A 23049-nucleotide genomic window follows, 5' to 3' on the forward strand; every position below is an offset into this window, starting at 1 on the left:
CCTCTTCAGCATGTCATCCCAAAATCACTCATTGATTTCTTTGACTTCTACCAGGTGTTGCACCTTGTTCAACATCCCGCGAATCGCCGGATTGTCTTGATGCGTAACGGTTTGTTCACGTTTTTTCAAACCCAGCGTACGCAAGGTTACGCGTTGGCTTTCCGGGCGGCCGATCATGCTGCGCTTGAGGGTAATCGCCAGTTTTTTAGCCATGGTCATCCCCTCCTTATCCCAACAGTTCCTCTACGCTTTTACCGCGCAGTTTTGCTACGTCTTCCGGACGTTTCAAGTTTTCAAGTCCATTCAGTGTAGCGCGTACCATATTGATCGGGTTGTTTGAACCTGTCGATTTTGTCAGAATGTCACCAACACCCGCAGCATTCAACACGTCACGCACAGGACCTCCGGCAATAACTCCGGTACCTTTCGATGCCGGCTTCAAAAGAACTTTCCCGGCACCAAAACGGCCGATCATTTCGTGCGGAATCGTGCTTCCCAAAAGGGGCACACGAATCATATTCTTTTTCGCATTCTCAATTCCTTTGCGAATCGCTTCCGGTACTTCAGCCGCTTTTCCGATCCCTGCGCCAACTTTGCCTTTGCCGTCGCCGACAACGACAAGAGCGCTGAAACTGAAGCGACGTCCGCCTTTTACAACTTTTGCCACACGGTTAATGCTAACCACTTTTTCGATAAACTCTGATTGCGCAGCATCTCTTTTGCGCGGCTTTTCTTGTTTGCTCAAAAGTCCAGACCTCCTTCCCGTGCTCCTTCAGCCAAAGCTTTCACACGACCATGATAAATGTATCCACCGCGATCAAAAACCACTTTATTGAATCCTTTGTCCGCAGCTCGTTTCGCAATCAATTTGCCGACTTCGCGTGCCGCATCCACTGTTCCGCCATTGACACCTTTTTCTTTGATTTCTTTATCCAAGGTCGAAGCAGCTGCCAATGTGTGTCCGGCCATGTCATCAATCAATTGAGCGTAAATGTTTTTGGAAGAACGGAAAACATTCAAACGAGGACGCTCAGCGGTACCAAACACTTTGTTGCGAACACGCAAATGGCGTTTTTTCCGTCTCTCGTTACGACTTACTTTACGAATCACGGTCTAGTTCACTCCCTTCTTGATCATGCTACGGTTTACTTCCCGGTTTTCCCTTCCTTACGACGAATCACTTCATCGCTGTACTTGATTCCTTTGCCTTTGTAAGGCTCAGGCACACGGACTTTCCGGATGTTGGCGGCCATTTCACCAACAACTTGTTTGTCGATCCCTTTGACTACGACTTGTGTTTGGGAAGGGACGTCAATCTCGATTCCATCCATCGGAGTAATCTCCACCGGATGAGAATAACCGACGTTTAAGACCAGTTTGTTTCCTTTTTTCTGAGCCCGATAACCGACACCAACCAACTCAAGAGTTTTGGTGAATCCTTTGCTTACGCCTTCCACCATTCCGGCGATCAAGCTGCGGGTGGTTCCGTGTAAAGCACGGTAGGTCCGATGGTCGTTCGGACGTTCCACCACGACTTGATTCTCTTCCACCTTGATGCTGATATCGGAATGGAAGTCACGGGACAAGGTGCCTTTCGGGCCTTTCACGGTAACCTTGTTCCCTTCAACGTTTACTTCAACCCCGTTTGGGATTTCAATCGGTTTTTTCCCGATACGAGACATCACATTCACCTCCATCCGTAAACCAATTACCAGATATATGCAATGACTTCTCCGCCGACTTTTTGCTCACGGGCTTCTTTGTCCGTCAAAATCCCTTTGCTGGTGGACAAAAGAGCGATGCCCAAGCCACGCAAAACACGCGGAATTTCATTGGCTTTTACATAAACGCGCAACCCGGGTTTGCTGATCCGTTTCAATCCGGTAATTACTTTTTCATTGTTTGGTCCGTACTTCAAGAAGATCCGAATAATGCCTTGTTTGTTGTCTTCGATATATTCCGCGTCGCGGATAAAACCTTCACGTTTCAAGATCTCGGCGATTTCCCGTTTCATACGGGATGCCGGAAACTCAACACTTTCATGACGAACCATATTGGCATTCCGAATTCTTGTCAGCATATCTGCAATCGGGTCTGTCATCACCATGTGAAACCCTCCTTCCTATCCTATTACCAACTTGCTTTTTTCACGCCGGGAATCTGCCCTTTGTAGGCCAATTCTCGGAAGCAAATACGACACAGACGGAACTTACGCATCACCGAATGCGGGCGACCGCAACGTTCACAGCGCGTATAAGCACGAACTTTGAATTTCGGTTTGCGTTTCGACTTCACGATCATCGATTTTTTGGCCAAGTGATTCCCTCCCTTCAAAGTTTTGCCGTCCCGTTATTTGCGAAAAGGCATTCCCATCAATGCCAACATTTCACGCGCTTCTTCATCCGTATCGGCTGTCGTCACGATCACGACATCCATTCCACGAACTTTGTCCACTTTGTCGTAAGAGATTTCCGGGAAAATCAATTGCTCTTTCAAACCGAGGGTGTAGTTTCCGCGTCCGTCAAAGGATTTCGGAGACACCCCGCGGAAATCGCGAACCCGTGGCAGAGCCACATTGATCAGTTTGTCAAGGAAATGATACATCCGTTCACCACGAAGCGTTACTTTTGCACCAATGGGCATTCCTTCACGGAGTTTAAATCCGGCAATTGATTTTTTCGCCCGTGTCACAACAGGCTTTTGACCGGAAATCAATGTGAGGTCTTCCACTGCACCGTCCAAAGCTTTGGAGTTTTGTACAGCTTCACCCACACCCATGTTGATTACGACTTTTTCCACTTTGGGTAATTGCATGGTTGATTTGTATCCGAATTTTTTCATGAGGGCAGGAGTTACCTCATTGATATAGTGCTCTTTCAAGCGTGCTGCCATCAGGGTTAACCTCCCTTCATCAAACATTACTTGTCAAGAATTTCTCCCGATTTTTTCGCATAGCGCACTTTTTTCTTCTCGCCGTTTTTGCCTTCCACAAACTTGTAACCGACACGGGTCGGCTCTTTGGTTTTCGGATCTTCGATCATCACATTGGACACATGAATCGGTGCTTCCTGTTCAACGATCCCGCCTTGTGGATTGGCTTGGGTCGGGCGAGTGTGCTTTTTGACCATGTTGACACCTTCAACCAGCACACGGTTTTCTTTCGGCATTGCTTTAATCACACGGCCGCGAGTGTAAACTTTTTTGCCATCTGCGAAGTACGGAGCTTCTTTACCTCGCATCACAATGACCATATCACCCTTTTTGATGTGCATACCGGGCACCTCCTTACCTGCAGAAGTGTTCTGTTTTCATCTTCATGAAATCCTTAGAGTACTTCCGGTGCTAAAGAGATGATTTTCATGAAGTCGCGGTCACGCAGCTCACGGGCAACGGGTCCAAAAATCCGTGTACCGCGAGGGCTTTTATCATCTTTGATCACAACCGCGGCGTTTTCGTCAAAACGGATGTAAGAACCGTCCGGACGACGTACGGAACGGACCGTGCGTACCACCACGCACTTCACGACATCCCCTTTCTTGACAACGCCACCGGGTGTAGCTTGTTTTACAGAAGCCACAATCACATCACCGATACCGGCCGATGCTTTTTTCGATCCACCAAGTACACGAATGCACATTACTTCCTTCGCACCAGAGTTATCTGCCACACGCAAACGTGTTTGAGGTTGAATCATGACATTCCCTCCTTCCCGCTTCAATCATGCGCTTGTCATTAAACAATCACTGCTTCTTCAACGATTTCAACCAAACGCCAGCGCTTATCTTTTGAAAGCGGACGTGTTTCCATGATTCGTACAACATCCCCGACTTTTGCACGGTTTTCTTCATCATGCGCTTTGAACTTTTTGGTGTATTTCACGCGCTTCCCGTACAACGGATGCTTTTTGTAGGTTTCAACAGCGACGACGATCGTTTTATCCATTTTATCGCTGACCACTTTGCCGACACGTACTTTACGGCGACTTGTGCGCTCGTTCATCCCTGTTTCCTCCTTTCAATCCCTAGTTCGCGCTCCCGTAACACGGTTTTACAACGGGCAATATCCTTGCGAACCTGACGCAACCGGGCCGGGTTTTCCAATTGACCGGTTGCCGATTGGAAGCGGAGGTTAAACAGCTCTTCTTTGTACTGTGCGAGCTTTTGCTCGATTTCGGCGGTGGTCAATTCAATCAGCTCTTTTGCTTTCATTCGTTACCACCCGCTTCTTCACGTTTTACAAATTTGGTTTTGATCGGAAGTTTGTGAGCTGCAAGACGAATCGCTTCACGGGCCACTTCTTCCGGAACCCCTGCTACTTCAAACATCACTTTGCCAGGTTTCACAACCGCCACCCACTTTTCGGGCGAACCTTTCCCGCTTCCCATCCGTACTTCGAGGGGTTTTTGAGTGATCGGTTGATCCGGGAAAATTTTAATCCACACTTTCCCGCCACGTTTCATGTAACGGGTCATGGCAATACGGGCAGCTTCGATTTGACGGTTGGTGATCCAAGCCGGTTCAAGCGCTTGTAAACCATATTCACCGAAAGCGACTTCCGTACCGCCTTTTGCCCTCCCTTTCAAACTGGGGCGATGTGGACGGCGGAACTTCACGCGTTTTGGCATCAGCATAGGTTACTCGCCTCCTTCCGCTGCTCCTTCTTTATTTTTTTGCGGCAAAACTTCGCCACGATAAATCCATACCTTCACACCAATCCGGCCGTATGTGGTGTGTGCTTCGGCAAAACCGTAGTCAATATCTGCACGCAATGTGTGAAGCGGAACCGTTCCTTCGCTGTAACCTTCACTGCGTGCAATGTCTGCACCGCCAAGACGGCCGCTCACCAAAGTGCGAACCCCTTTTGCACCAGCACGAACCGAACGCTGAATGGCTTGCTTCATCGCACGACGGAACGAAACACGGCGTTCCAGTTGTTGTGCAATGTTTTCAGCTACCAGATATGCATCAAGCTCCGGGTTTTTCACTTCGCTGATATTGATGTGAACTTTCTTGCCGGTCAATTTTGTGAGAGCCTGACGAAGTGCTTCCACCTCAGCTCCACCTTTACCGATCACCATTCCGGGTTTCGCGGTATGAAGGGTAATGTTAATGCGATTTGCAGCACGTTCAATCTCAATTCCAGACACCGCTGCATCTTTCAGGCGTTTTTTGATATACTCACGGACTCGAATGTCTTCGTGCAAGAGATCTGCATAGTCTTTATCCGCATACCATTTGGATTCCCAGTCGCGGATCACGCCGACACGCAGACCCACCGGATTTACCTTTTGACCCAAAGCTTCATCCCTCCTTATTCAATCATTCTTTTTCAGAAACAACTACCGTAATGTGGCTTGTGCGTTTGTTGATACGGCCCGCGCCACCCCGAGCACGTGCAATGTAACGCTTCATCGTCGGCCCCTCATCTACGAAAGCTTGCTCTACATAAAGACGATTGGTGTCCATATTGTAGTTATGCTCCGCATTCGCTACGGCGGAATTCAACACTTTCTCAATAATCGGAGAGGCGGCACGAGGAGTAAAGCGTAAAATGGCAAGTGCCTCTTCTACAGATTTGCCGCGAATCAAGTCAATCACCAGACGTGCTTTACGGGGAGTGATCCGCACGTAACGAGCAACTGCTTTTGCTTTCATCATTTAACCTCCTCTCTTAACCGAAACCTCTACCGTCTTTTCGTTTTCTTGTCATCACCGGCATGCCCTCTGAAGGTCCGGGTCGGTACGAATTCACCCAATTTGTGGCCCACCATGTCTTCTGTCACATAAACCGGCACATGTTTGCGCCCGTCATGCACAGCAAACGTATGACCCACAAATTCGGGGAAAATGGTGGAACGACGAGACCATGTTTTGATCACACGTTTTTCGTCTTTTTTGTTCAGTTCTTCCACTTTTTTCAAAAGATGTGCATCGGCAAATGGCCCTTTTTTCAAGCTGCGGCCCATAAGTTCGACCTCCCTTCGAGTGAGGCTATTTCACAGCCTTTATTTACTTTTACGGCGACGAATAATATATTTGTCAGACTGCTTGTTTTTCTTGCGGGTTTTGTAACCCAGCGTCGGTTTCCCCCACGGTGTAACCGGAGATTTGCGTCCGATCGGTGCACGACCTTCCCCACCACCATGCGGGTGATCCACCGGGTTCATCACCGAACCGCGAACCGTCGGCCGTTTACCCATCCAACGAGAACGTCCGGCTTTACCCACACGGATCAATTCATGATCAATGTTTCCTACTTGACCAATCGTTGCACGACAGGTGAGAAGGATCATCCGGGTTTCACCGGAAGTCAGGCGAATGATCGCATATTTTCCTTCTTTTCCGAGCAATTGTGCAGAAGCACCTGCAGCACGCACCAATTGACCGCCGCGGCCCGGTTTCATTTCGATGTTGTGAATCACCGTACCCACCGGGATGTTTTTCAGCGGCAAGGCGTTTCCGACACGAATGTCCGCATCCGGACCGGAAACCACGGTCATTCCGACTTTCAACCCGTGCGGTGCCAGGATGTAGCGTTTTTCACCATCTTTATAATGGATCAGTGCAATGTTTGCAGAACGGTTCGGGTCGTACTCGATTGTGGCAACTTTGCCAGGAATGCCATCTTTATCACGTTTAAAGTCAATGATACGGTATTTCCGTTTATGTCCCCCACCTTGATGGCGGACCGTTAATTTCCCTTGATTGTTGCGGCCGGCTTTTCTCACCAGCGGAACAACCAATGACTTTTCCGGCTTATCCGTCGTAATCTCATCAAATGCCGAAACGGTCATATGACGACGGGACGGGGTCGTTGGCTTAAAAGATTTAATAGCCACTGCTCTTTCCCTCCTTCTTGCTTAAAATCAAACCTCGAATACTTCGATGGCCTTGCTGTCTTCCGTGAGCGTTACAATCGCTTTTTTCCGTTCGGGTCTGCGACCGCTGTAACGACCGTAACGTTTCACTTTTCCTTTTACGCGCATCGTGTTTACTTTATCCACTTTCACGCCGAAGATCTCTTCGATCGCTTTTTTCACTTCCACTTTGTTTGCGCGAGGATCCACTTCAAATACATATTTCTTTTCTTCCATCAGGTCTGTGGACTCTTCGGTGATGACCGGTCGACGAATAATGTCACGTGGGTTTTTCACTGGCCAAACACCTCCTCAATGCGATTCACAGCCCCGCGGGTGAGAATGAGTTTGTCATGATAAAGCACATCAAGAACATTCAAGCCTTCAGCCGGGATCACTTTCACTCCCGGAATGTTACGGGCGGACAGCTCTGCATTTTCTTCCACTTGATCTGCAACGATCAACGCTTTGCGATCCACACCCAGGTTTTTGAGGACTTGAACCATCTCACGGGTTTTGGGCTGTTCCATTTTCAATTCATCCAGAACGATCAGCTCGCTGTCGTTCACTTTGGAAGAAAGCGCCGATTTGATGGCGAGTCGCCGTACTTTTTTCGGCAATTTGTATGCATAGCTCCGTGGTTGCGGACCAAACACGGTGCCACCGCCAACCCACAACGGGGAACGAATGCTGCCGTGACGTGCGCGTCCGGTTCCTTTTTGTCTCCAAGGTTTTTTGCCGCCACCGCTCACAGCCGCACGATTTTTGGTTGCATGGGTACCGCGGCGCAAGGATGCTTGTTGCATGACAACGGCTTCGTGCAACACAGCTTCATTCGGGGTGATGCCAAAAACACTTTCAGAAAGCTCAATGTCCCCGACTTGCTTACCGCTCATATCTAAGACCGTTAACTTTGGCATGGATGCTCCTCCTTTCTTCACTCAATCAATTGCCTGCTTTCACAGCAGATTTGATCACAACATAACCGTTTTTCGGTCCCGGAATGGCGCCTTTGATCAAGAGCAGATTTTTCTCGGCATCAACACGAACCACTTGCAGGTTTTGTGTTGTCACCTTGTCTCCGCCCATGCGTCCGGGCAATGTTTGTCCTTTAAACACACGGCTCGGACCAACCGCACCCAAAGAACCGGGTCTGCGATGATAACGGGAACCGTGGCTCATCGGACCGCGGGATTGATTATGCCGTTTAATGGCACCGGCAAATCCTTTCCCTTTGGATGTACCTGTGACATCCACGATGTCCCCTTCGGAGAAAATATCCGCTTTGATGGTGCTTCCCAATTCATACTCATCCAAATTCACACCGCGAATCTCTTTGATGAATTTTTGGGGTTTGACGCCGGCTTTTTTCGCATGACCGAGTTCCGGCTTGTTTGCACGATGTTCTTTCTTTTCGTCAAAACCGAGTTGAACGGCCTCGTATCCGTCGGTTGCGACTTCTTTTTTCTGCAACACGACACAGGGACCTGCTTCAACCACCGTAACCGGAGTGACCACTCCGTCTTCATTGAAGACCTGAGTCATCCCGACTTTTCTACCGAGAATCCCTTTCACTTTGCACACCTCCTGCCATTACAGAATCAGAGATTACAATTTGATTTCGATATCGACACCAGACGGAAGATCCAATCTCATCAACGCATCCACTGTTTGCTGAGTTGGATTCATGATGTCAATGAGACGTTTATGAGTGCGCATTTCGAATTGCTCACGAGAATCTTTGTATTTGTGAACCGCGCGCAAAATCGTATAAACCGATTTTTCCGTCGGAAGCGGGATCGGGCCGGAAACACTGGCGCCTGTCCGCTTGGCGGTATCCACGATTTTTACCGCAGATTGGTCCAAAATGCGGTGATCGTAAGCTTTCAACCGAATGCGAATCTTTTGTTTTGCCATCTTTACCCCTCCTTCTCGCCCATTTTGAAAATGAACTTCTCCACGAAAATTTCCCGCCCGGCCATGGCAAAGGGGCCGGGTGTGTCGGCAACCTTTCGCTTCATCGCGTTCATGACAACATTCACGATTATAAAGAAAAAACAATAGATATGCAAGTTTTTTTCTTGTTTTGATTGCATCGGGGAGCCATTGTCCCATTTTTGATGAAAAAGTCCCGGAATAAAAGAGTACGGGAACCATATGGCAATTTCCTGCCGGGCGTCACGGTTTGGCTTTTTCCGATTCCCGTGCACGACGGAGAAATGCCGCAATCCGGCCGGCGGCTTGCTCGGCGTCTTTCCGGTTCGTGATGGCAATGCTTGCATGACTTAATACATACTGACGCCTTCTTTCAAAAAACAACCCTTTGATCTCTTCCATCGTTTTGTTTTGCAAAACCGGCCGGTTGTCACGGATCCGCGGATAACGTTCCTTTTTCCAATATTCCCAGGATACATCGAGGAAAACGACCAGGCCGTGTTCCAGGCAGACACGGCGCACCTCTTTCTGCAAATACGCACCGCCGCCAAGGGAAAGCACCTTCCTTTGCTCCCCCGCACACAACCTGACGATCAGATTCCGTTCCTGCCGCCGGAACCAGGCTTCCCCTTTGCGGGCAAAAATTTGCGGGACAGACATGTGAAGCACTTTTTCCAATTCCCGATCCGTATCCACAAAATCAAAGCCCAACCTCCCAGCCACCTGCTTCCCGACCGTTGTTTTTCCCGCTCCCATAAAACCAATCAGCACAAGATTTCGCTCCTGACACGAAAGACCATCCGGTTCCTTCATCTCCGCTTTCACCCTTTTCCCGCCAGTGCTGAACCCGTCAGAAGAAAGATCGGCACAGTTTTCCGGATTCCATCCAATCTCTTCCATCCAGGCCCTTTTAATTAACTAAGAGTATAAAGCGCACCCGCAAACCGTGTCAATCTTCGCCCCGGGTATACTTTCGAATGACCGGCAACAGATTTTGGACCTCTTCAACCGGCATTTGTCCCGGAGCAGAACATCGCGATCCGGCGGCAAACGTGACGGCGGACCCGTATTGCCAACCCGCCAGCCGGGTCATCGTCCCCAATCCGCCCATCGACATGGTGATTAAGGGAATTCGCACATGATGCCGCGCTTCTTCGGTTGCTCCCATTAAAACGATCACATCCTTGAAAGTGACGGGCATCACGGCCACTTTGGCAATATCCGCCCCGAACTCCCCGGCTTTTAAGATTTTATCAACCAGCACTTCTTTTGATGGAGTCTGAGCAAAATCATGGAAAGACAAAATCAAGCGGACCCCGTACTCTTTGGAAACGTTGCGGATAACCGGGATGTTCCGCTCATCCCACAACTCGTGGTCAATCAGATCCACCTGACGGGTTTGACAGACCCGCTTCATCAGGCTGATTTTTTCTGAATCCGTCAATGGGATGGGTTGCCCCCCTTCTTTTTCGGAGCGAATCGTGAACAAAAGCGGAATCTCCCCGATCATCCCCCTCATGTGCTGAACAACATCCAACACCTTTTCCGGATCGCTGATCTCTTGAAAAAAGTCCGCCCTCCACTCGATCAAATCCGGCTTTTTCCGACAAAGTTCCCTTGTCTGCTTCAGGATCTCATCCGCATCTTTGCCGACCACTGGGACACAAATACATGGCTGTCCGCCCCCGATTTCAACCTTTCGGACCGAAACGACCGTTGGCGAAATATTCATTCACCCTTCACACTCCTCTCCGCCTCTCTGCCTTTTCAGGCTGGATGCATGCGTATTGAATTTACTATACTATATCCACCCTGAAGAAAAAAACTTGCATACCGGATGATGGTGTACCCGTCCCGTTTAAAACCGCATCCGCCTCCATCGATGCCCCAAGCAACCATTCCACCGCACATTCCAAAGCAAGGAGCCGCACATCCGTGGTTTTCGGCCATAAAAAAACCGCTGCCTGATTTCAGGCAGCGGTTGTGCCAAATCCACCATTGATATTACTCAATGATTTGGGTAACGGCACCTGCACCAACGGTACGTCCACCTTCACGGATAGCGAAGCGGGTACCATCTTCAATAGCAATCGGTGCAATGAGTTCAACTTCCATTTCCACGTTGTCACCAGGCATGCACATTTCAACGCCTTCCGGCAGTTTGATAACACCGGTTACGTCCGTGGTGCGGAAGTAGAATTGCGGACGATAGTTGGAGAAGAACGGGGTATGACGTCCACCTTCTTCTTTGGACAATACATAAACTTGTGCTTTAAATTTGGTGTGCGGGTTTACGCTTCCCGGTTTTGCGAGAACTTGACCACGTTGGATTTCTTTGCGGTCAATACCACGCAACAATGCACCGATGTTGTCACCAGCTTCAGCGCTGTCGAGCAACTTACGGAACATTTCAATTCCGGTTACAACCGTTTTGCGGGTTTCATCCAAACCAACGATTTCCACTTCGTCACCTGTGTTCAGAACACCACGCTCTACACGACCGGTAGCAACGGTACCACGACCGGTGATGGTGAACACATCTTCCACAGGCATCAAGAAGGTTTTGTCGGTGTCGCGTTCCGGAGTCGGAACATATTCGTCGACGGCTTTCATGAGTTCGAGAATCGGTTGAGCATCTTCTCCGGTCGGATTTTCCAGAGCTTTCAATGCAGAACCGCGGACAACCGGAATGTCATCTCCCGGGAACTCGTACTCGCTGAGCAACTCGCGAACTTCCATTTCAACAAGCTCGAGAAGCTCTTCGTCGTCCACCATGTCGCATTTGTTCAAGAATACAACGATGTACGGAACACCCACTTGGCGGGACAGCAAGATGTGCTCACGGGTTTGCGGCATCGGACCGTCAGCTGCGGAAACAACCAGGATGGCTCCGTCCATTTGGGCAGCACCCGTGATCATGTTTTTCACGTAGTCAGCGTGCCCCGGGCAGTCAACGTGAGCATAGTGACGGTTTTCGGTTTCGTACTCAACGTGAGCGGTGGAGATGGTGATTCCACGTTCTCTTTCTTCCGGAGCTTTGTCGATTTGATCGTAAGCTTGTGCTTCAGCACCACCGGTTTGAGAAAGAACGGTTGTGATTGCAGCGGTCAAAGTGGTCTTACCATGGTCAACGTGACCGATTGTTCCGATATTTACGTGCGGTTTTGTACGCTCGAATTTGGCTTTAGACATATCGAATAATCCTCCCTTTACTTAGGAATCAGTAATATTTTAATAGATTTATTGGAATCAGGGAAGCGGACATTTTTCCGCTTCTCCAGGTAGTTTAGCAGGGTTTGCCATTAAGCGCCAGTTGCTTTTTTGACAATTTCATCCGCGATGTTTTTCGGCACTTCTTCATAATGGTCAAACACCATTGTGAAGACACCGCGTCCTTGCGTGCGGGAACGCAACGTGTTTACGTAACCGAACATCTCGGCAAGCGGAACCATCGCACGGATGACTTGGCCTCCGGAACGGGATTCCATTCCTTCCACACGTCCGCGGCGCGAGTTGATGTCACCCATGACATCTCCCATGTATTCCTCCGGAACCACGACTTCCACTTTCATGATAGGTTCGAGGAGAACCGGGTTACATTTGTCCTTGGCTGCTTTCAACGCCATGGAACCTGCGATTTTAAAGGCCATTTCTGACGAGTCCACATCGTGGTAAGATCCGTCGAAGAGTGTCGCACGGATGTCCACCAACGGATAACCCGCCAACACACCGTTTTGCATGGCTTCTTCGATTCCGTTTTGTACGGCCGGGATGTATTCTTTCGGTACAACCCCACCGACAATTTTGTTGACAAATTCAAAGCCGGCACCTTCTTCAAGCGGTTCGAATTCGATCCATACATGACCGTATTGACCGCGTCCACCGGACTGACGCACAAATTTCCCTTCCACTTTTGCGGAAGAACGGAAGGTTTCTTTGTAGGCAACCTGAGGTGCACCCACATTCGCTTCCACTTTGAATTCGCGTTTCAGGCGGTCAACGATGATGTCCAGGTGAAGCTCTCCCATTCCGCTGATGATGGTTTGACCCGTTTCTTCATCCATTCTCGTTTTGAAGGTCGGGTCTTCTTCAGCCAGTTTGGAAAGAGCCACTGCCATTTTATCCTGGTCGCTTTTGGATTTCGGTTCAATGGCAATGGAGATCACGGGTTCCGGGAATTCCATCGATTCCAGGATGATGGGGTGTTTTTCATCACACAGGGTTTCACCAGTGGTGGTGTCTTTCAGTCCCACCCCTGCAGCGATGTCACCGGAATAAACCGTGCTGATCTCTTCACGGTGGTTTGCGTGCATCTGCAGGATACGCCCGATGCGTTCACGTTTTCCTTTGGTTGAATTCAGCACATAGGAACCGGAATCCAATGTACCGGAATATACACGGAAGAACGTCAATTTTCCTACATACGGATCTGTCATGACTTTAAAAGCCAACGCTGCAAACGGCTCGTCATCCCCGGATTTGCGGCTGGCTTCGGTGCCATCCGGCAACGTTCCTTGGATGTCCGGCACGTCGAGCGGGGACGGCAAATAATCCACGACAGCATCCAGCAACAATTGAACCCCTTTGTTTTTGTAGGAAGAACCGCAAAGAACCGGCGTGATTTCTACGTTACATGTTCCTTTGCGGAGTGCCGCTTTAATTTCATCAACAGTCAATTCTTCCCCTTCGAGGTACTTCATCATCAACTCTTCATCCAACTCAGCGACCGCTTCCACCAATGCAGTGCGGTATTCTTCCGCTTTTTCCTTATACTCTTCGGGAATTTCGCGGGCCTCGGAACGAGTTCCCAAGTCATCGAGGTAAAAGATCGCATTCATGTTGATGAGGTCGATGATGCCTTCAAACGTATCTTCAGCGCCGATCGGCAACTGAATCGGAACGGCATTGGCGTTCAAACGTTCACGCATTTGCTCAACGGCACCGTAGAAGTCAGCACCGATGATATCCATTTTGTTTACGTAAGCAATGCGGGGAACGTGATAGGTGTCAGCCTGACGCCATACCGTTTCGGATTGCGGCTCTACGCCACCTTTCGCACAAAAAACCCCTACAGCTCCATCCAATACACGCAGAGAACGCTCAACTTCCACGGTAAAATCAACGTGACCCGGAGTATCGATGATGTTAATCCGATGTCCTTTCCACTGAGCCGTGGTTGCGGCGGAAGTAATGGTGATTCCGCGCTCCTGCTCCTGTTCCATCCAGTCCATCGTGGCGGCACCTTCATGGGTTTCCCCGATTTTGTGCACACGACCGGTATAGAACAGAATCCGCTCGGTGGTCGTTGTTTTACCTGCATCAATGTGAGCCATGATTCCAATGTTACGTGTATCTTGTAAGGAGAATTCACGGGCCATCGGAAATTTCTCCTTTCATGTCGGCAAATTTAGATTACCAGCGATAATGTGCAAAAGCACGGTTTGCTTCTGCCATCCGGTGTGTATCTTCTTTCTTCTTCACTGCAGCTCCTGTGTTGTTTGCTGCATCCATGATTTCGTTGGCCAAACGCTCTTCCATGGTCTTCTCGCTGCGAAGACGGGCATAGTTCACGAGCCAACGCAAACCAAGGCTGGTACGGCGCTCCGGCTTGACTTCAACCGGCACTTGGTAGTTGGCACCCCCAACACGACGTGCCTTTACTTCCAATACTGGCATTACGTTTTTCAGTGCTTGTTCAAACACTTCCATCGGATCATTTCCGGAACGCTCGCGGATGATATCAAAGGCATTGTACAAAATGCGCTGAGCAACTCCTTTTTTTCCGTCATACATCAGCCGGTTGATCAGACGGGTAACCAGTTTGCTGTTGTAAATCGGATCCGGCAGCGCATCCCGACGAGGTACTGGGCCTTTACGCGGCATGCTTCTCCCTCCTTTTTTTCCCATTTTGTCAAATCTTATGCTTCATTATTTTTTCGGGCGTTTGGTACCGTATTTGGAACGGCCTTGTTTCCGGTCGGTCACTCCGGCCGTGTCCAAAGCGCCACGCACAATGTGGTAACGCACACCAGGCAAGTCTTTAACACGTCCGCCACGAACCAAAACCACGGAGTGTTCTTGCAGGTTATGGCCGATTCCCGGAATGTACGCCGTCACCTCGGTTCCGTTTGTCAAACGGACACGGGCATATTTACGCAAAGCGGAGTTCGGCTTTTTCGGCGTCATCGTGCCCACACGGGTACATACTCCGCGTTTTTGCGGTGCACTTTGGTGTACAACCTCTTTTCTCAGCGTGTTGTAGGTGTATTGAAGCGCTGGTGATTTGGATTGAGATTTTTTGCTTTTACGACCTTTACGCACGAGCTGATTAATTGTCGGCATTCTTCAGGCACCTCCCTTTGGCGCGGATTTAACTTGTTCACAAGACCACAGATCCAGGTGTTCCATCTGTGGTTATAAAAATGGGAACGACTTATGTTTCAGGAGGCCAGCCGCGCAATCACCCTGCGCGGCCAACCGTTTATATCGTCGCTCACACTTCTTTCAAAATCGCTGCCGTCGCTGCGCCGACTTCAATGCCGCAAGCTTTTCCGAGCTTTTTCATGGAGTCGACGTGTTCCGCAGCGATTCCTTTCTCTTTGCAAAGCATAACAATCGGTTCTGTGATTCGCGGATCCGCATCATCAGCCACAAACACCCGGGTGACAATCCCCTGTTCGATGGCTTTCTTCGTTTGCTTGGCACCAATCGTTAACGAATTTGCTTGTTTCACTTTTTCATAAGACATGCTTGCTGCCCTCCAAAGTGAATAATTTACATCCAAGCACACGAGGATATATTACCACCATGAATGAGCAAAGTCAATAAAAAACACTATTCAATCGTTACCTTTTCCATCTCCTGTTTGTCGCTGTCCCCGACTTCATTCGCCAACTTGTATCCCATGGAACGGTAACGATCCATACCGGTACCGGCCGGGATCAATTTCCCGATAATCACGTTTTCTTTCAATCCCAACAGACGATCCACTTTTCCTTTGATGGCGGCATCGGTCAAGACGCGGGTTGTTTCTTGGAACGATGCTGCCGACAGGAAGGAATCGGTCTCCAGTGAAGCCTTGGTGATTCCGAGCAGAACCGGACGGCCCACTGCCGGATCCCCGCCCGACAACAGTTCTCTCCGGTTGGCATCTTCGTAATCGTGAATATCCACGATGGACCCCGGCAACAAGTCCGTCGTTCCAGCATCGGTGATCCGGACTTTGCGCATCATTTGGCGAACCATGACCTCAACGTGTTTATCGTTAATTTCAACCCCTTGCAAGCGGTACACTTTTTGTACCTCGCGCAAGATATAATTTTGAACCCCGCGGGCGCCTTTGATGCGGAGCAGATCTTTCGGGTCCACCGAACCTTCGGTCAGCTCCACACCGGCTTCCACAACATCACCCACGTCCACTTTCAGCCGTGCGCCGTACGGAACGACATGAACTTTGGATTCCACCGCTCCTTCAATTTCGATTTCACGGCGATCCTTGGTTTCGCGGATGTCTTTGACCGTACCGGCAATTTCACTGATGACCGCCTGACCTTTTGGATTCCGGGCCTCAAACAGCTCTTGAATCCGTGGCAAACCTTGGGTGATGTCGTCTCCGGCCACCCCGCCTGTATGGAACGTCCGCATCGTCAGCTGGGTTCCGGGTTCACCGATCGATTGGGCGGCAATGATTCCGACGGCTTCACCGACTTCCACCGGCGTACCCAAGGCCAGGTTGCGTCCATAACATTTTTTGCACACCCCGTGTCGGGTCCGGCATGTCAGCACCGAACGGATGACTACTTCTTCGATGCCAGCATCCACAATTTCTTTGGCGATGTCTTCATCGATCAATTCATTCCGGCGGACAATCACTTCACCCGTTTCCGGATGACGAACCGTTTGGAAGGAAACCCGTCCCACGATCCGGTCATACAGTTCCTCAATCACTTCATTGCCTTCGGCCAGTTTGGTCACGGAAATTCCTTTATCCGTACCGCAGTCGTCTTCACGCACAATCACATCTTGAGCCACGTCGACCAAACGGCGGGTCAAATAACCGGAGTCTGCCGTTCTGAGGGCGGTATCCGCCAAACCTTTCCGTGCACCGTGTGTTGAAATAAAGTACTCCAACACGGTCAGCCCTTCACGGAAGTTGGTACGAATCGGCTGTTCAATGATCTTACCGGCCGGGTTTGCCATCAGACCGCGCATTCCCGCCAGCTGGGTGATTTGCGACACGTTCCCCCGCGCACCGGAGTTGGCCATCATATAAATGGGGTTGAATTTGCCCATATTCTTCATCAGGACGTCCGTGATTTGGTCTTTGGCCTGGCTCCAGATCGAAATGACGCGTTCATACCGTTCATCGTCGGTGATCAGACCGCGACGGTATTGCTTGAGGACTTTTTTAACCTCTTCGTCTGCCTTGGCCAGAATGTCTTTCTTTTCTTCCGGAACCGTGACATCGGAAACGGAAATCGTGATTCCCGCTTTGGTGGAATACTTGTATCCCAACTCTTTGACTTTGTCCAGAACCTCAGAGGTCACCGTTGTTCCAAAACGGCGGAAACACTCGGCAATAATCGTTCCGAGGTGTCCTTTTTTCAAAGCGGACGGTTCCTCTATATTCTGGATGAATTCTTTCACGTTGGTTCCTTTTTCGAAAATGAAATACTTGTCCGGAGTGCGTACCAGGTTTTCTTTGGAAGGTTCATTGATATACGGGAAATCTGCCGGGAAAATTTCGTTGAAAATCAATTTCCCGACGGTTGTCACCAAGAGTGCGTCCTTTTGCTTTTCCGTAAAGACGTTTTTGCCCACGTTTTTCGCCGGAATCGCAATCCGCGAATGCAAAGTGACATAACCGTGATCGTATGCATTGATCGCTTCGGAAATGGAGTAGAACACACTTCCTTCTCCGGGATCGTTTCTTTTTTCCAGCGTCAGATAGTAAGAACCGAGAACCATGTCTTGTGAAGGCGTGACTACCGGTTTGCCGTCTTTCGGGTTCAAAATGTTTTGTGCCGCCAACATCAACAGACGGGCTTCCGCTTGCGCCTCAGCCGAAAGGGGCACGTGAACCGCCATTTGGTCCCCGTCAAAGTCCGCGTTATAAGCCGTACATACGAGCGGGTGCAAACGGATGGCACGCCCTTCGACCAAGACCGGCTCAAACGCTTGGATTCCCAGACGGTGCAACGTCGGCGCACGGTTCAACAGAACCGGATGCTCTTTGATCACGTCCTCCAAGACATCCCAAACTTCGGGATGGACGCGTTCCACTTTCCGTTTAGCACTTTTGATGTTGTGGGCCAGCCCTCTTGCCACCAACTCTTTCATGACAAACGGTTTAAAGAGCTCCAAAGCCATTTCCTTGGGCAAGCCGCATTGGTACATTTTCAAGTGGGGTCCGACGACGATTACCGAACGGCCGGAATAGTCGACCCGTTTTCCGAGCAGGTTTTGACGGAAACGTCCTTGTTTCCCTTTCAACATATGCGACAACGACTTCAGCGGGCGGTTTCCCGGACCGGTCACCGGACGACCGCGACGGCCGTTATCGATCAAGGCGTCGACCGCTTCCTGCAACATTCTTTTCTCGTTTTGCACGATGATATCCGGAGCACCCAAATCCAGCAAACGTTTTAAGCGGTTGTTCCGGTTAATCACCCGGCGATACAAATCGTTCAGGTCGGAAGTGGCAAACCGTCCGCCATCCAGTTGGACCATCGGTCTCAGTTCCGGAGGAATCACCGGCAAAACATCCAAAACCATCCATGCCGGATCATTTCCGGAGGTGCGGAATGCTTCCAGCACTTCCAAACGTTTGATCGCACGGTTGCGTCTTTGCCCTTGTGCGGTTTGCAGTTCCTCTTTCAGTGCCTCGACTTCTTTATCCAGATCAATTTCGGAAAGCAACCGTTTGATCGCTTCGGCCCCCATCATGGCTGTAAATGCGGAACCGTATTTTTCGCGGTAAGTACGGTATTCTTTTTCCGACAACAATTGTTTTTTCTCCAGCGGGGTCGATCCCGGATCCACGACCACGTAGGAAACGAAGTAAATCACTTCCTCCAGTGAACGGGGAGACATATCCAGAACCAGACCCATCCGGCTGGGAATTCCTTTGAAGTACCAAATATGGGAGACGGGTGCGGCCAATTCGATATGCCCCATGCGTTCGCGGCGCACTTTCGAACGGGTTACTTCCACACCGCACCGGTCACAAACAACCCCTTTATACCGGACCCGTTTGTACTTTCCGCAGTGACACTCCCAGTCTTTGGTCGGACCAAAGATTTTTTCACAAAACAAGCCTTCTTTTTCCGGCTTTAACGTACGATAGTTGATCGTTTCGGGTTTTTTCACCTCACCACGGGACCAGGAACGGATCTTCTCGGGCGAGGCGAGACCAATTTTCATAAATTCAAAGTTATTTACATCGAGCATTGGGCGATTCCTCCCTCAGGATTCATCCCGTTGTGCGTAAGGAGAGCGTTTCACACGCTCCCCCTTTCGCACTACGAAGAAGAGTTGGATTTATTGCCTTCATCGACCGACAAATCAAATCCTAACTTTTCATTGGCCGGTTCATCTTCTTCATCCAGTTCGCGCATCTCAATTTCCTGCTCATCGCCGGCAAGGATCTTGACATCCATACCCAAGCTTTGCAGTTCTTTGATGAGAACTTTGAATGATTCGGGAACACCCGGCTCTGGCACATTTTCACCTTTGACAATCGCTTCATACGTTTTCACACGACCGACGACATCGTCTGACTTCACAGTGAGAATTTCCTGCAAGGTGTGGGCTGCACCGTAAGCTTCCAGCGCCCATACCTCCATCTCACCGAACCGCTGACCGCCAAACTGCGCTTTACCTCCAAGCGGTTGCTGGGTAACCAGTGAGTACGGTCCGGTTGAACGGGCGTGAATTTTATCGTCAACCATGTGAGCCAGCTTGATCATATACATAACCCCGACCGTGACGCGGTTTTCAAACGGTTCACCCGTCCGGCCGTCGTACAGGATGGTTTTCCCGTCCCGGCTAAGTCCGGCCTCTTCCAACGTGTCAAAGACATCGTTCTCGGTCGCACCGTCAAAGACCGGTGTCGCCATATGAAGCCCCAAAGCTTTTGCAGCCATCCCAAGGTGGACTTCCAGAACCTGTCCGATATTCATCCGTGACGGAACCCCGAGCGGGTTCAACACCACTTCAACCGGCGTGCCGTCGGGCAAAAACGGCATGTCTTCTTCCGGCAGAACTTTTGCGATAACCCCTTTGTTTCCATGGCGTCCCGCCATTTTGTCCCCTTCGGAAATCTTCCGTTTTTGGGCGATGTACACGCGAACCAGTTGGTTGACGCCAGGCGGCAACTCATCTCCGTTTTCCCTGGTAAACACTTTTACATCGACAACGATTCCGGATTCTCCATGGGGAACGCGCAGTGAGGTGTCGCGAACTTCCCGCGCTTTTTCACCAAAGATGGCGTGCAACAAGCGCTCTTCCGCGGTCAGTTCGGTCATTCCTTTCGGAGTGACTTTCCCCACGAGGATGTCGCCGGGTTTGATTTCAGCCCCCACGCGGATGATTCCGCGTTCATCCAGATTTTTCAGCGCATCTTCCCCGACATTGGGAATATCCCGTGTGATTTCTTCCGGTCCCAATTTGGTATCCCGTGCTTCGCTTTCGTATTTTTCAATGTGAATCGATGTGTAAACATCTTCTTTCACAAGCTTTTCACTTAACAAGATCGCGTCCTCGTAGTTGTAACCTTCCCACGTCATGAACGCGACAACCACATTTTGTCCCAGGGCCAATTCCCCTTGTTCGGTTGAAGGACCGTCCGCCAGCGTGTCACCGGCTTTCACTTTCTCCCCGTACTTGACAACCGGACGCTGGTTGATGCAGGTTCCCTGGTTGGAACGGGCAAACTTCGTCAGCTTGTACTTGTCGATGTCCCCTTCAACCACGCGGCCGTCCACTTCTTCCTCATGGCGGACCCATACTTCATCCGCTGTAACCCGCACAACGGTGCCGGGCCGTTTGGCACGAATCATGACCCCCGAATCCCTGGCGGCAATATGTTCCATGCCGGTCCCGACAAACGGTGCTCTCGGGCGGAGCAACGGAACGGCTTGACGCTGCATGTTCGATCCCATCAACGCACGGTTGGAGTCGTCGTTTTCCAAGAATGGAATACATGCCGTTGCCACCGACACGACCTGTTTCGGGGAAACGTCCATGTAATCGACCCGATCCCGCGGAACGGTAATCGTTTCATCTTGGTAACGGACGGTCACCGTTTCATGGGCAAAGGTTCCATCCTCGTTCAGTTCTGCGTTGGCTTGGGCAACATAGAAATGGTCTTCTTCATCCGCAGTCAGATAATCAATTTGATCCGTCACCTTTCCGGTTTCGGGATCGACCCGGCGGTAAGGCGTCTCGATAAAGCCGTACTCATTGACCCGTGCATATGTCGATAAAGAGTTGATCAGCCCGATGTTCGGACCCTCAGGAGTTTCGATCGGACACATCCGACCATAGTGTGAGTGGTGAACGTCACGCACTTCCATCCCTGCGCGCTCCCGGGTCAAACCACCGGGACCCAAGGCTGACAAACGGCGTTTATGCGTCAACTCAGCCAGCGGGTTGGTCTGATCCATGAATTGGGACAACTGGCTGCTGCCGAAAAACTCTTTGATCGCGGCAATCACCGGACGAATGTTAATCAGCGCTTGCGGTGTGATGGCATTGGCATCCTGGATGGACATCCGTTCACGTACCACACGCTCCATCCGGGACAAACCGATCCGGAATTGGTTTTGCAACAATTCCCCGACGGAACGCAGACGGCGGTTTCCGAGATGGTCAATGTCATCCGTTGAGCCAACCCCGTGCAACAAGTTGATAAAGTAGTTAATGGAAGCCAAAATATCCGCAGCGGTAATGTGTTTGACCGAGTCATCCACTTCCCCGTTCGAAATGACTTTGATCACTTTTCCGTCTTCCAACGGGGAGAAAATATTGATGGATTGCAACTCAATCGTTCCGTCTTCCGGCACGCCTCCACGCACTTTGTAGGACTTGTAACCGTATGCCTTTTCCCCGGTGAGATAAGGCATCAACTTGTCCAACACGCGGCGCTCCAAGACTTGTCCGGCTTCGGCCAAAATTTCGCCGGTTTCCGCATCCACAATGGGTTCAGCCAGTTTTTGATTGATCAAACGGTTTTTGATATGCAGTTTTTTATTGATTTTATAGCGTCCGACACTTGCCAAGTCATACCGTTTCGGGTCAAAAAATCTCGCATAAAGCAGACTGCGGGCATTTTCCGCGGTTGGCGGTTCACCCGGACGCAAACGTTCATAAATTTCAATCAGCGCTTTTTCAGTATTCCCCGTGTTGTCTTTATCCAGGGTGTTGCGGATATACTCGTCATCCCCCAACAACTCGAGGATTTCCGCATCACTGCTGAATCCGAGCGCACGCAAAAGAACCGTCACCGGAATTTTCCGTGTACGATCAATGCGAACATAAATGATATCTTTGGCATCGGTTTCCAACTCAAGCCAAGCGCCACGATTTGGAATTACTGTGGCAGTATAAGTCGGTTTCCCGTTTTTATCGACTTTCGTGTTATAATACACACTGGGCGAACGAACCAATTGGCTTACAATGACTCGTTCTGCGCCGTTGATGATAAAGGTTCCGGTTTCTGTCATGAGCGGGAAGTCACCCATAAACACTTCCTGTTCCTTGACTTCACCGGTTTCTTTGTTGATCAGGCGAACTTTCACGCGCAACGGTGCTGCATAGGTAACCTGGTGATCTTTTGCTTCCTCCACGGTATACTTGGGTTCGCCCAAGCTGTAATCGATAAATTCCAACACCAGATTCCCCGTGAAATCTTCGATAGGCGAAATGTCGCGGAACATTTCCCGCAAACCTTCATCCAAAAACCATTGGTATGACTTCAATTGAATCTCAATCAGATTCGGTAGTTCCAAAACCTCGTTAATGCGAGCATAACTACGACGTTGCCGACGACCACACGGGATCATTTTACCAGCCAAATAAACTCCCCCCTCGCACCCAGTCAAAACCGCTTTCCAGATGCGGTTGTCAAAGTAAAAAAAGAAAATGAGTGATATTGAACCTCATTTTTACCTAGAAGCAGTCTATTTACCTATTTTATCCAGTTGGATCGCGCAATAAACCAACCGGTTTTCACACAACCGTTTTCAATGATTCTATGA

Annotated in this window: 29 protein-coding genes; all 29 read right to left on the reverse strand. The window is 50.0% G+C overall.

Going from position 1 to position 23049, the window contains the following annotated elements:
* Window positions 1-24: 24 nt before the first annotated feature.
* The 29 genes from rpmD to rpoB all read right to left on the reverse strand — a co-directional run bounded on the left by rpmD (window position 25) and on the right by rpoB (window position 22866).
* Entirely contained in the window at window positions 25-213 is a 189-nt protein-coding gene (rpmD, locus tag ATH33_RS11495; RefSeq protein ID WP_037997822.1) for a 50S ribosomal protein L30, read from the reverse strand.
* A gap of 13 nt (window positions 214-226) precedes the next feature.
* The gene (gene rpsE / locus ATH33_RS11500; protein ID WP_121874459.1) at window positions 227-694 is read right to left on the reverse strand and encodes a 30S ribosomal protein S5; all 468 of its coding nucleotides are present in this window, start codon (window positions 692-694) and stop codon (window positions 227-229) included.
* Window positions 695-741: 47 nt separating this feature from the next.
* Window positions 742-1110 carry a 50S ribosomal protein L18 gene (rplR, locus tag ATH33_RS11505; RefSeq protein WP_037997828.1) on the reverse strand — a complete coding sequence of 123 codons (369 nt, stop codon included), beginning with the start codon at window positions 1108-1110 and terminating at the stop codon, window positions 742-744.
* A gap of 35 nt (window positions 1111-1145) precedes the next feature.
* Complete coding sequence (gene rplF / locus ATH33_RS11510; RefSeq protein ID WP_121874446.1) at window positions 1146-1682, reverse strand: 50S ribosomal protein L6; 537 nt, start codon at window positions 1680-1682, stop codon at window positions 1146-1148.
* A 26-nt stretch (window positions 1683-1708) separates the two neighbouring features.
* Window positions 1709-2107, reverse strand: coding sequence for a 30S ribosomal protein S8 (gene rpsH, locus ATH33_RS11515; protein ID WP_037997834.1), 399 nt, complete (start codon window positions 2105-2107; stop codon window positions 1709-1711).
* A 23-nt stretch (window positions 2108-2130) separates the two neighbouring features.
* Window positions 2131-2316, reverse strand: coding sequence for a type Z 30S ribosomal protein S14 (locus ATH33_RS11520; RefSeq protein WP_037997836.1), 186 nt, complete (start codon window positions 2314-2316; stop codon window positions 2131-2133).
* A 33-nt stretch (window positions 2317-2349) separates the two neighbouring features.
* On the reverse strand, window positions 2350-2892 hold the full coding sequence (gene rplE / locus ATH33_RS11525; RefSeq protein WP_037997838.1) for a 50S ribosomal protein L5: 543 nt from the start codon (window positions 2890-2892) through the stop codon (window positions 2350-2352).
* 26 nt (window positions 2893-2918) lie between these two features.
* On the reverse strand, window positions 2919-3272 hold the full coding sequence (gene rplX / locus ATH33_RS11530) for a 50S ribosomal protein L24 (RefSeq protein ID WP_037997839.1): 354 nt from the start codon (window positions 3270-3272) through the stop codon (window positions 2919-2921).
* A gap of 53 nt (window positions 3273-3325) precedes the next feature.
* Complete coding sequence (gene rplN / locus ATH33_RS11535; RefSeq protein WP_037997843.1) at window positions 3326-3694, reverse strand: 50S ribosomal protein L14; 369 nt, start codon at window positions 3692-3694, stop codon at window positions 3326-3328.
* A gap of 38 nt (window positions 3695-3732) precedes the next feature.
* Window positions 3733-3999 carry a 30S ribosomal protein S17 gene (gene rpsQ / locus ATH33_RS11540; protein WP_037997846.1) on the reverse strand — a complete coding sequence of 89 codons (267 nt, stop codon included), beginning with the start codon at window positions 3997-3999 and terminating at the stop codon, window positions 3733-3735.
* Window positions 3996-4208, reverse strand: a complete 213-nt coding sequence (rpmC, locus tag ATH33_RS11545; RefSeq protein WP_037997849.1) for a 50S ribosomal protein L29 — start codon at window positions 4206-4208, stop codon at window positions 3996-3998. Before rpmC ends, rpsQ begins: the two co-directional genes overlap by 4 nt.
* Entirely contained in the window at window positions 4205-4630 is a 426-nt protein-coding gene (gene rplP / locus ATH33_RS11550) for a 50S ribosomal protein L16 (protein WP_037997063.1), read from the reverse strand. The genes rpmC and rplP overlap by 4 nt, the downstream gene beginning before the upstream one ends.
* Window positions 4631-4633: 3 nt before the next feature.
* Window positions 4634-5296 (reverse strand): 30S ribosomal protein S3, encoded by a 663-nt coding sequence (rpsC, locus tag ATH33_RS11555; protein WP_037997062.1) that lies wholly within the window; start codon window positions 5294-5296, stop codon window positions 4634-4636.
* A gap of 22 nt (window positions 5297-5318) precedes the next feature.
* Complete coding sequence (gene rplV, locus ATH33_RS11560) at window positions 5319-5654, reverse strand: 50S ribosomal protein L22 (protein ID WP_037997060.1); 336 nt, start codon at window positions 5652-5654, stop codon at window positions 5319-5321.
* A gap of 29 nt (window positions 5655-5683) precedes the next feature.
* Window positions 5684-5965 carry a 30S ribosomal protein S19 gene (gene rpsS / locus ATH33_RS11565; protein ID WP_037997058.1) on the reverse strand — a complete coding sequence of 94 codons (282 nt, stop codon included), beginning with the start codon at window positions 5963-5965 and terminating at the stop codon, window positions 5684-5686.
* 39 nt (window positions 5966-6004) lie between these two features.
* Window positions 6005-6838: a 50S ribosomal protein L2 gene (gene rplB, locus ATH33_RS11570; RefSeq protein WP_037997056.1), complete on the reverse strand. Its 834-nt coding sequence runs from the start codon at window positions 6836-6838 to the stop codon at window positions 6005-6007.
* Between the two features lie 27 nt (window positions 6839-6865).
* Window positions 6866-7153, reverse strand: a complete 288-nt coding sequence (gene rplW, locus ATH33_RS11575) for a 50S ribosomal protein L23 (RefSeq protein ID WP_037997053.1) — start codon at window positions 7151-7153, stop codon at window positions 6866-6868.
* On the reverse strand, window positions 7150-7776 hold the full coding sequence (rplD, locus tag ATH33_RS11580; protein ID WP_037997051.1) for a 50S ribosomal protein L4: 627 nt from the start codon (window positions 7774-7776) through the stop codon (window positions 7150-7152). Before rplD ends, rplW begins: the two co-directional genes overlap by 4 nt.
* A gap of 25 nt (window positions 7777-7801) precedes the next feature.
* Complete coding sequence (gene rplC / locus ATH33_RS11585; RefSeq protein WP_082240741.1) at window positions 7802-8431, reverse strand: 50S ribosomal protein L3; 630 nt, start codon at window positions 8429-8431, stop codon at window positions 7802-7804.
* A gap of 33 nt (window positions 8432-8464) precedes the next feature.
* On the reverse strand, window positions 8465-8773 hold the full coding sequence (rpsJ, locus tag ATH33_RS11590) for a 30S ribosomal protein S10 (protein WP_037997048.1): 309 nt from the start codon (window positions 8771-8773) through the stop codon (window positions 8465-8467).
* A gap of 261 nt (window positions 8774-9034) precedes the next feature.
* Window positions 9035-9604 (reverse strand): shikimate kinase, encoded by a 570-nt coding sequence (locus ATH33_RS11600; protein WP_121874460.1) that lies wholly within the window; start codon window positions 9602-9604, stop codon window positions 9035-9037.
* Between the two features lie 136 nt (window positions 9605-9740).
* Window positions 9741-10523 (reverse strand): type I 3-dehydroquinate dehydratase, encoded by a 783-nt coding sequence (aroD, locus tag ATH33_RS11605; RefSeq protein ID WP_049720821.1) that lies wholly within the window; start codon window positions 10521-10523, stop codon window positions 9741-9743.
* A gap of 272 nt (window positions 10524-10795) precedes the next feature.
* Entirely contained in the window at window positions 10796-11983 is a 1188-nt protein-coding gene (tuf, locus tag ATH33_RS11610) for an elongation factor Tu (RefSeq protein ID WP_037997041.1), read from the reverse strand.
* 110 nt (window positions 11984-12093) lie between these two features.
* The gene (gene fusA / locus ATH33_RS11615; RefSeq protein WP_037997038.1) at window positions 12094-14169 is read right to left on the reverse strand and encodes an elongation factor G; all 2076 of its coding nucleotides are present in this window, start codon (window positions 14167-14169) and stop codon (window positions 12094-12096) included.
* A 34-nt stretch (window positions 14170-14203) separates the two neighbouring features.
* Window positions 14204-14674: a 30S ribosomal protein S7 gene (rpsG, locus tag ATH33_RS11620; protein WP_037997036.1), complete on the reverse strand. Its 471-nt coding sequence runs from the start codon at window positions 14672-14674 to the stop codon at window positions 14204-14206.
* 45 nt (window positions 14675-14719) lie between these two features.
* Window positions 14720-15133 carry a 30S ribosomal protein S12 gene (rpsL, locus tag ATH33_RS11625; protein WP_037997033.1) on the reverse strand — a complete coding sequence of 138 codons (414 nt, stop codon included), beginning with the start codon at window positions 15131-15133 and terminating at the stop codon, window positions 14720-14722.
* 151 nt (window positions 15134-15284) lie between these two features.
* Window positions 15285-15539, reverse strand: a complete 255-nt coding sequence (locus ATH33_RS11630; protein ID WP_121874447.1) for a 50S ribosomal protein L7ae-like protein — start codon at window positions 15537-15539, stop codon at window positions 15285-15287.
* An 86-nt stretch (window positions 15540-15625) separates the two neighbouring features.
* Entirely contained in the window at window positions 15626-19240 is a 3615-nt protein-coding gene (gene rpoC / locus ATH33_RS11635) for a DNA-directed RNA polymerase subunit beta' (protein WP_037997026.1), read from the reverse strand.
* A 71-nt stretch (window positions 19241-19311) separates the two neighbouring features.
* On the reverse strand, window positions 19312-22866 hold the full coding sequence (gene rpoB, locus ATH33_RS11640) for a DNA-directed RNA polymerase subunit beta (protein WP_037997024.1): 3555 nt from the start codon (window positions 22864-22866) through the stop codon (window positions 19312-19314).
* Window positions 22867-23049: the final 183 nt, after the last annotated feature.

Source organism: Thermoactinomyces vulgaris, from assembly GCF_003688725.1.
Classification (GTDB): domain Bacteria; phylum Bacillota; class Bacilli; order Thermoactinomycetales; family Thermoactinomycetaceae; genus Thermoactinomyces; species Thermoactinomyces vulgaris.

Excerpts from the sequence above, each read along its gene's own strand:
- rpmC (WP_037997849.1), bottom strand. The coding sequence starts at position 4,208 with ATGAAAGCAAAAGAGCTGATTGAATTGACCACCGCCGAAATCGAGCAA.
- ATH33_RS11630 (WP_121874447.1), bottom strand. The coding sequence starts at position 15,539 with ATGTCTTATGAAAAAGTGAAACAAGCAAATTCGTTAACGATTGGTGCC.
- rpsL (WP_037997033.1), bottom strand. The coding sequence starts at position 15,133 with ATGCCGACAATTAATCAGCTCGTGCGTAAAGGTCGTAAAAGCAAAAAA.
- rpoC (WP_037997026.1), bottom strand. The coding sequence starts at position 19,240 with ATGCTCGATGTAAATAACTTTGAATTTATGAAAATTGGTCTCGCCTCG.
- rplN (WP_037997843.1), bottom strand. The coding sequence starts at position 3,694 with ATGATTCAACCTCAAACACGTTTGCGTGTGGCAGATAACTCTGGTGCG.
- rpsH (WP_037997834.1), bottom strand. The coding sequence starts at position 2,107 with ATGGTGATGACAGACCCGATTGCAGATATGCTGACAAGAATTCGGAAT.
- rpsJ (WP_037997048.1), bottom strand. The coding sequence starts at position 8,773 with ATGGCAAAACAAAAGATTCGCATTCGGTTGAAAGCTTACGATCACCGC.
- rplF (WP_121874446.1), bottom strand. The coding sequence starts at position 1,682 with ATGTCTCGTATCGGGAAAAAACCGATTGAAATCCCAAACGGGGTTGAA.
- rpmD (WP_037997822.1), bottom strand. The coding sequence starts at position 213 with ATGGCTAAAAAACTGGCGATTACCCTCAAGCGCAGCATGATCGGCCGC.
- aroD (WP_049720821.1), bottom strand. The coding sequence starts at position 10,523 with ATGAATATTTCGCCAACGGTCGTTTCGGTCCGAAAGGTTGAAATCGGG.
- rpsS (WP_037997058.1), bottom strand. The coding sequence starts at position 5,965 with ATGGGCCGCAGCTTGAAAAAAGGGCCATTTGCCGATGCACATCTTTTG.
- rplP (WP_037997063.1), bottom strand. The coding sequence starts at position 4,630 with ATGCTGATGCCAAAACGCGTGAAGTTCCGCCGTCCACATCGCCCCAGT.
- rplD (WP_037997051.1), bottom strand. The coding sequence starts at position 7,776 with ATGCCAAAGTTAACGGTCTTAGATATGAGCGGTAAGCAAGTCGGGGAC.
- rpsG (WP_037997036.1), bottom strand. The coding sequence starts at position 14,674 with ATGCCGCGTAAAGGCCCAGTACCTCGTCGGGATGCGCTGCCGGATCCG.
- tuf (WP_037997041.1), bottom strand. The coding sequence starts at position 11,983 with ATGTCTAAAGCCAAATTCGAGCGTACAAAACCGCACGTAAATATCGGA.
- rplV (WP_037997060.1), bottom strand. The coding sequence starts at position 5,654 with ATGAAAGCAAAAGCAGTTGCTCGTTACGTGCGGATCACTCCCCGTAAA.
- fusA (WP_037997038.1), bottom strand. The coding sequence starts at position 14,169 with ATGGCCCGTGAATTCTCCTTACAAGATACACGTAACATTGGAATCATG.
- rplX (WP_037997839.1), bottom strand. The coding sequence starts at position 3,272 with ATGCACATCAAAAAGGGTGATATGGTCATTGTGATGCGAGGTAAAGAA.
- rpsQ (WP_037997846.1), bottom strand. The coding sequence starts at position 3,999 with ATGAACGAGCGCACAAGTCGCCGTAAAGTACGTGTCGGCAAAGTGGTC.
- ATH33_RS11600 (WP_121874460.1), bottom strand. The coding sequence starts at position 9,604 with ATGAAGGAACCGGATGGTCTTTCGTGTCAGGAGCGAAATCTTGTGCTG.
- rplE (WP_037997838.1), bottom strand. The coding sequence starts at position 2,892 with ATGGCAGCACGCTTGAAAGAGCACTATATCAATGAGGTAACTCCTGCC.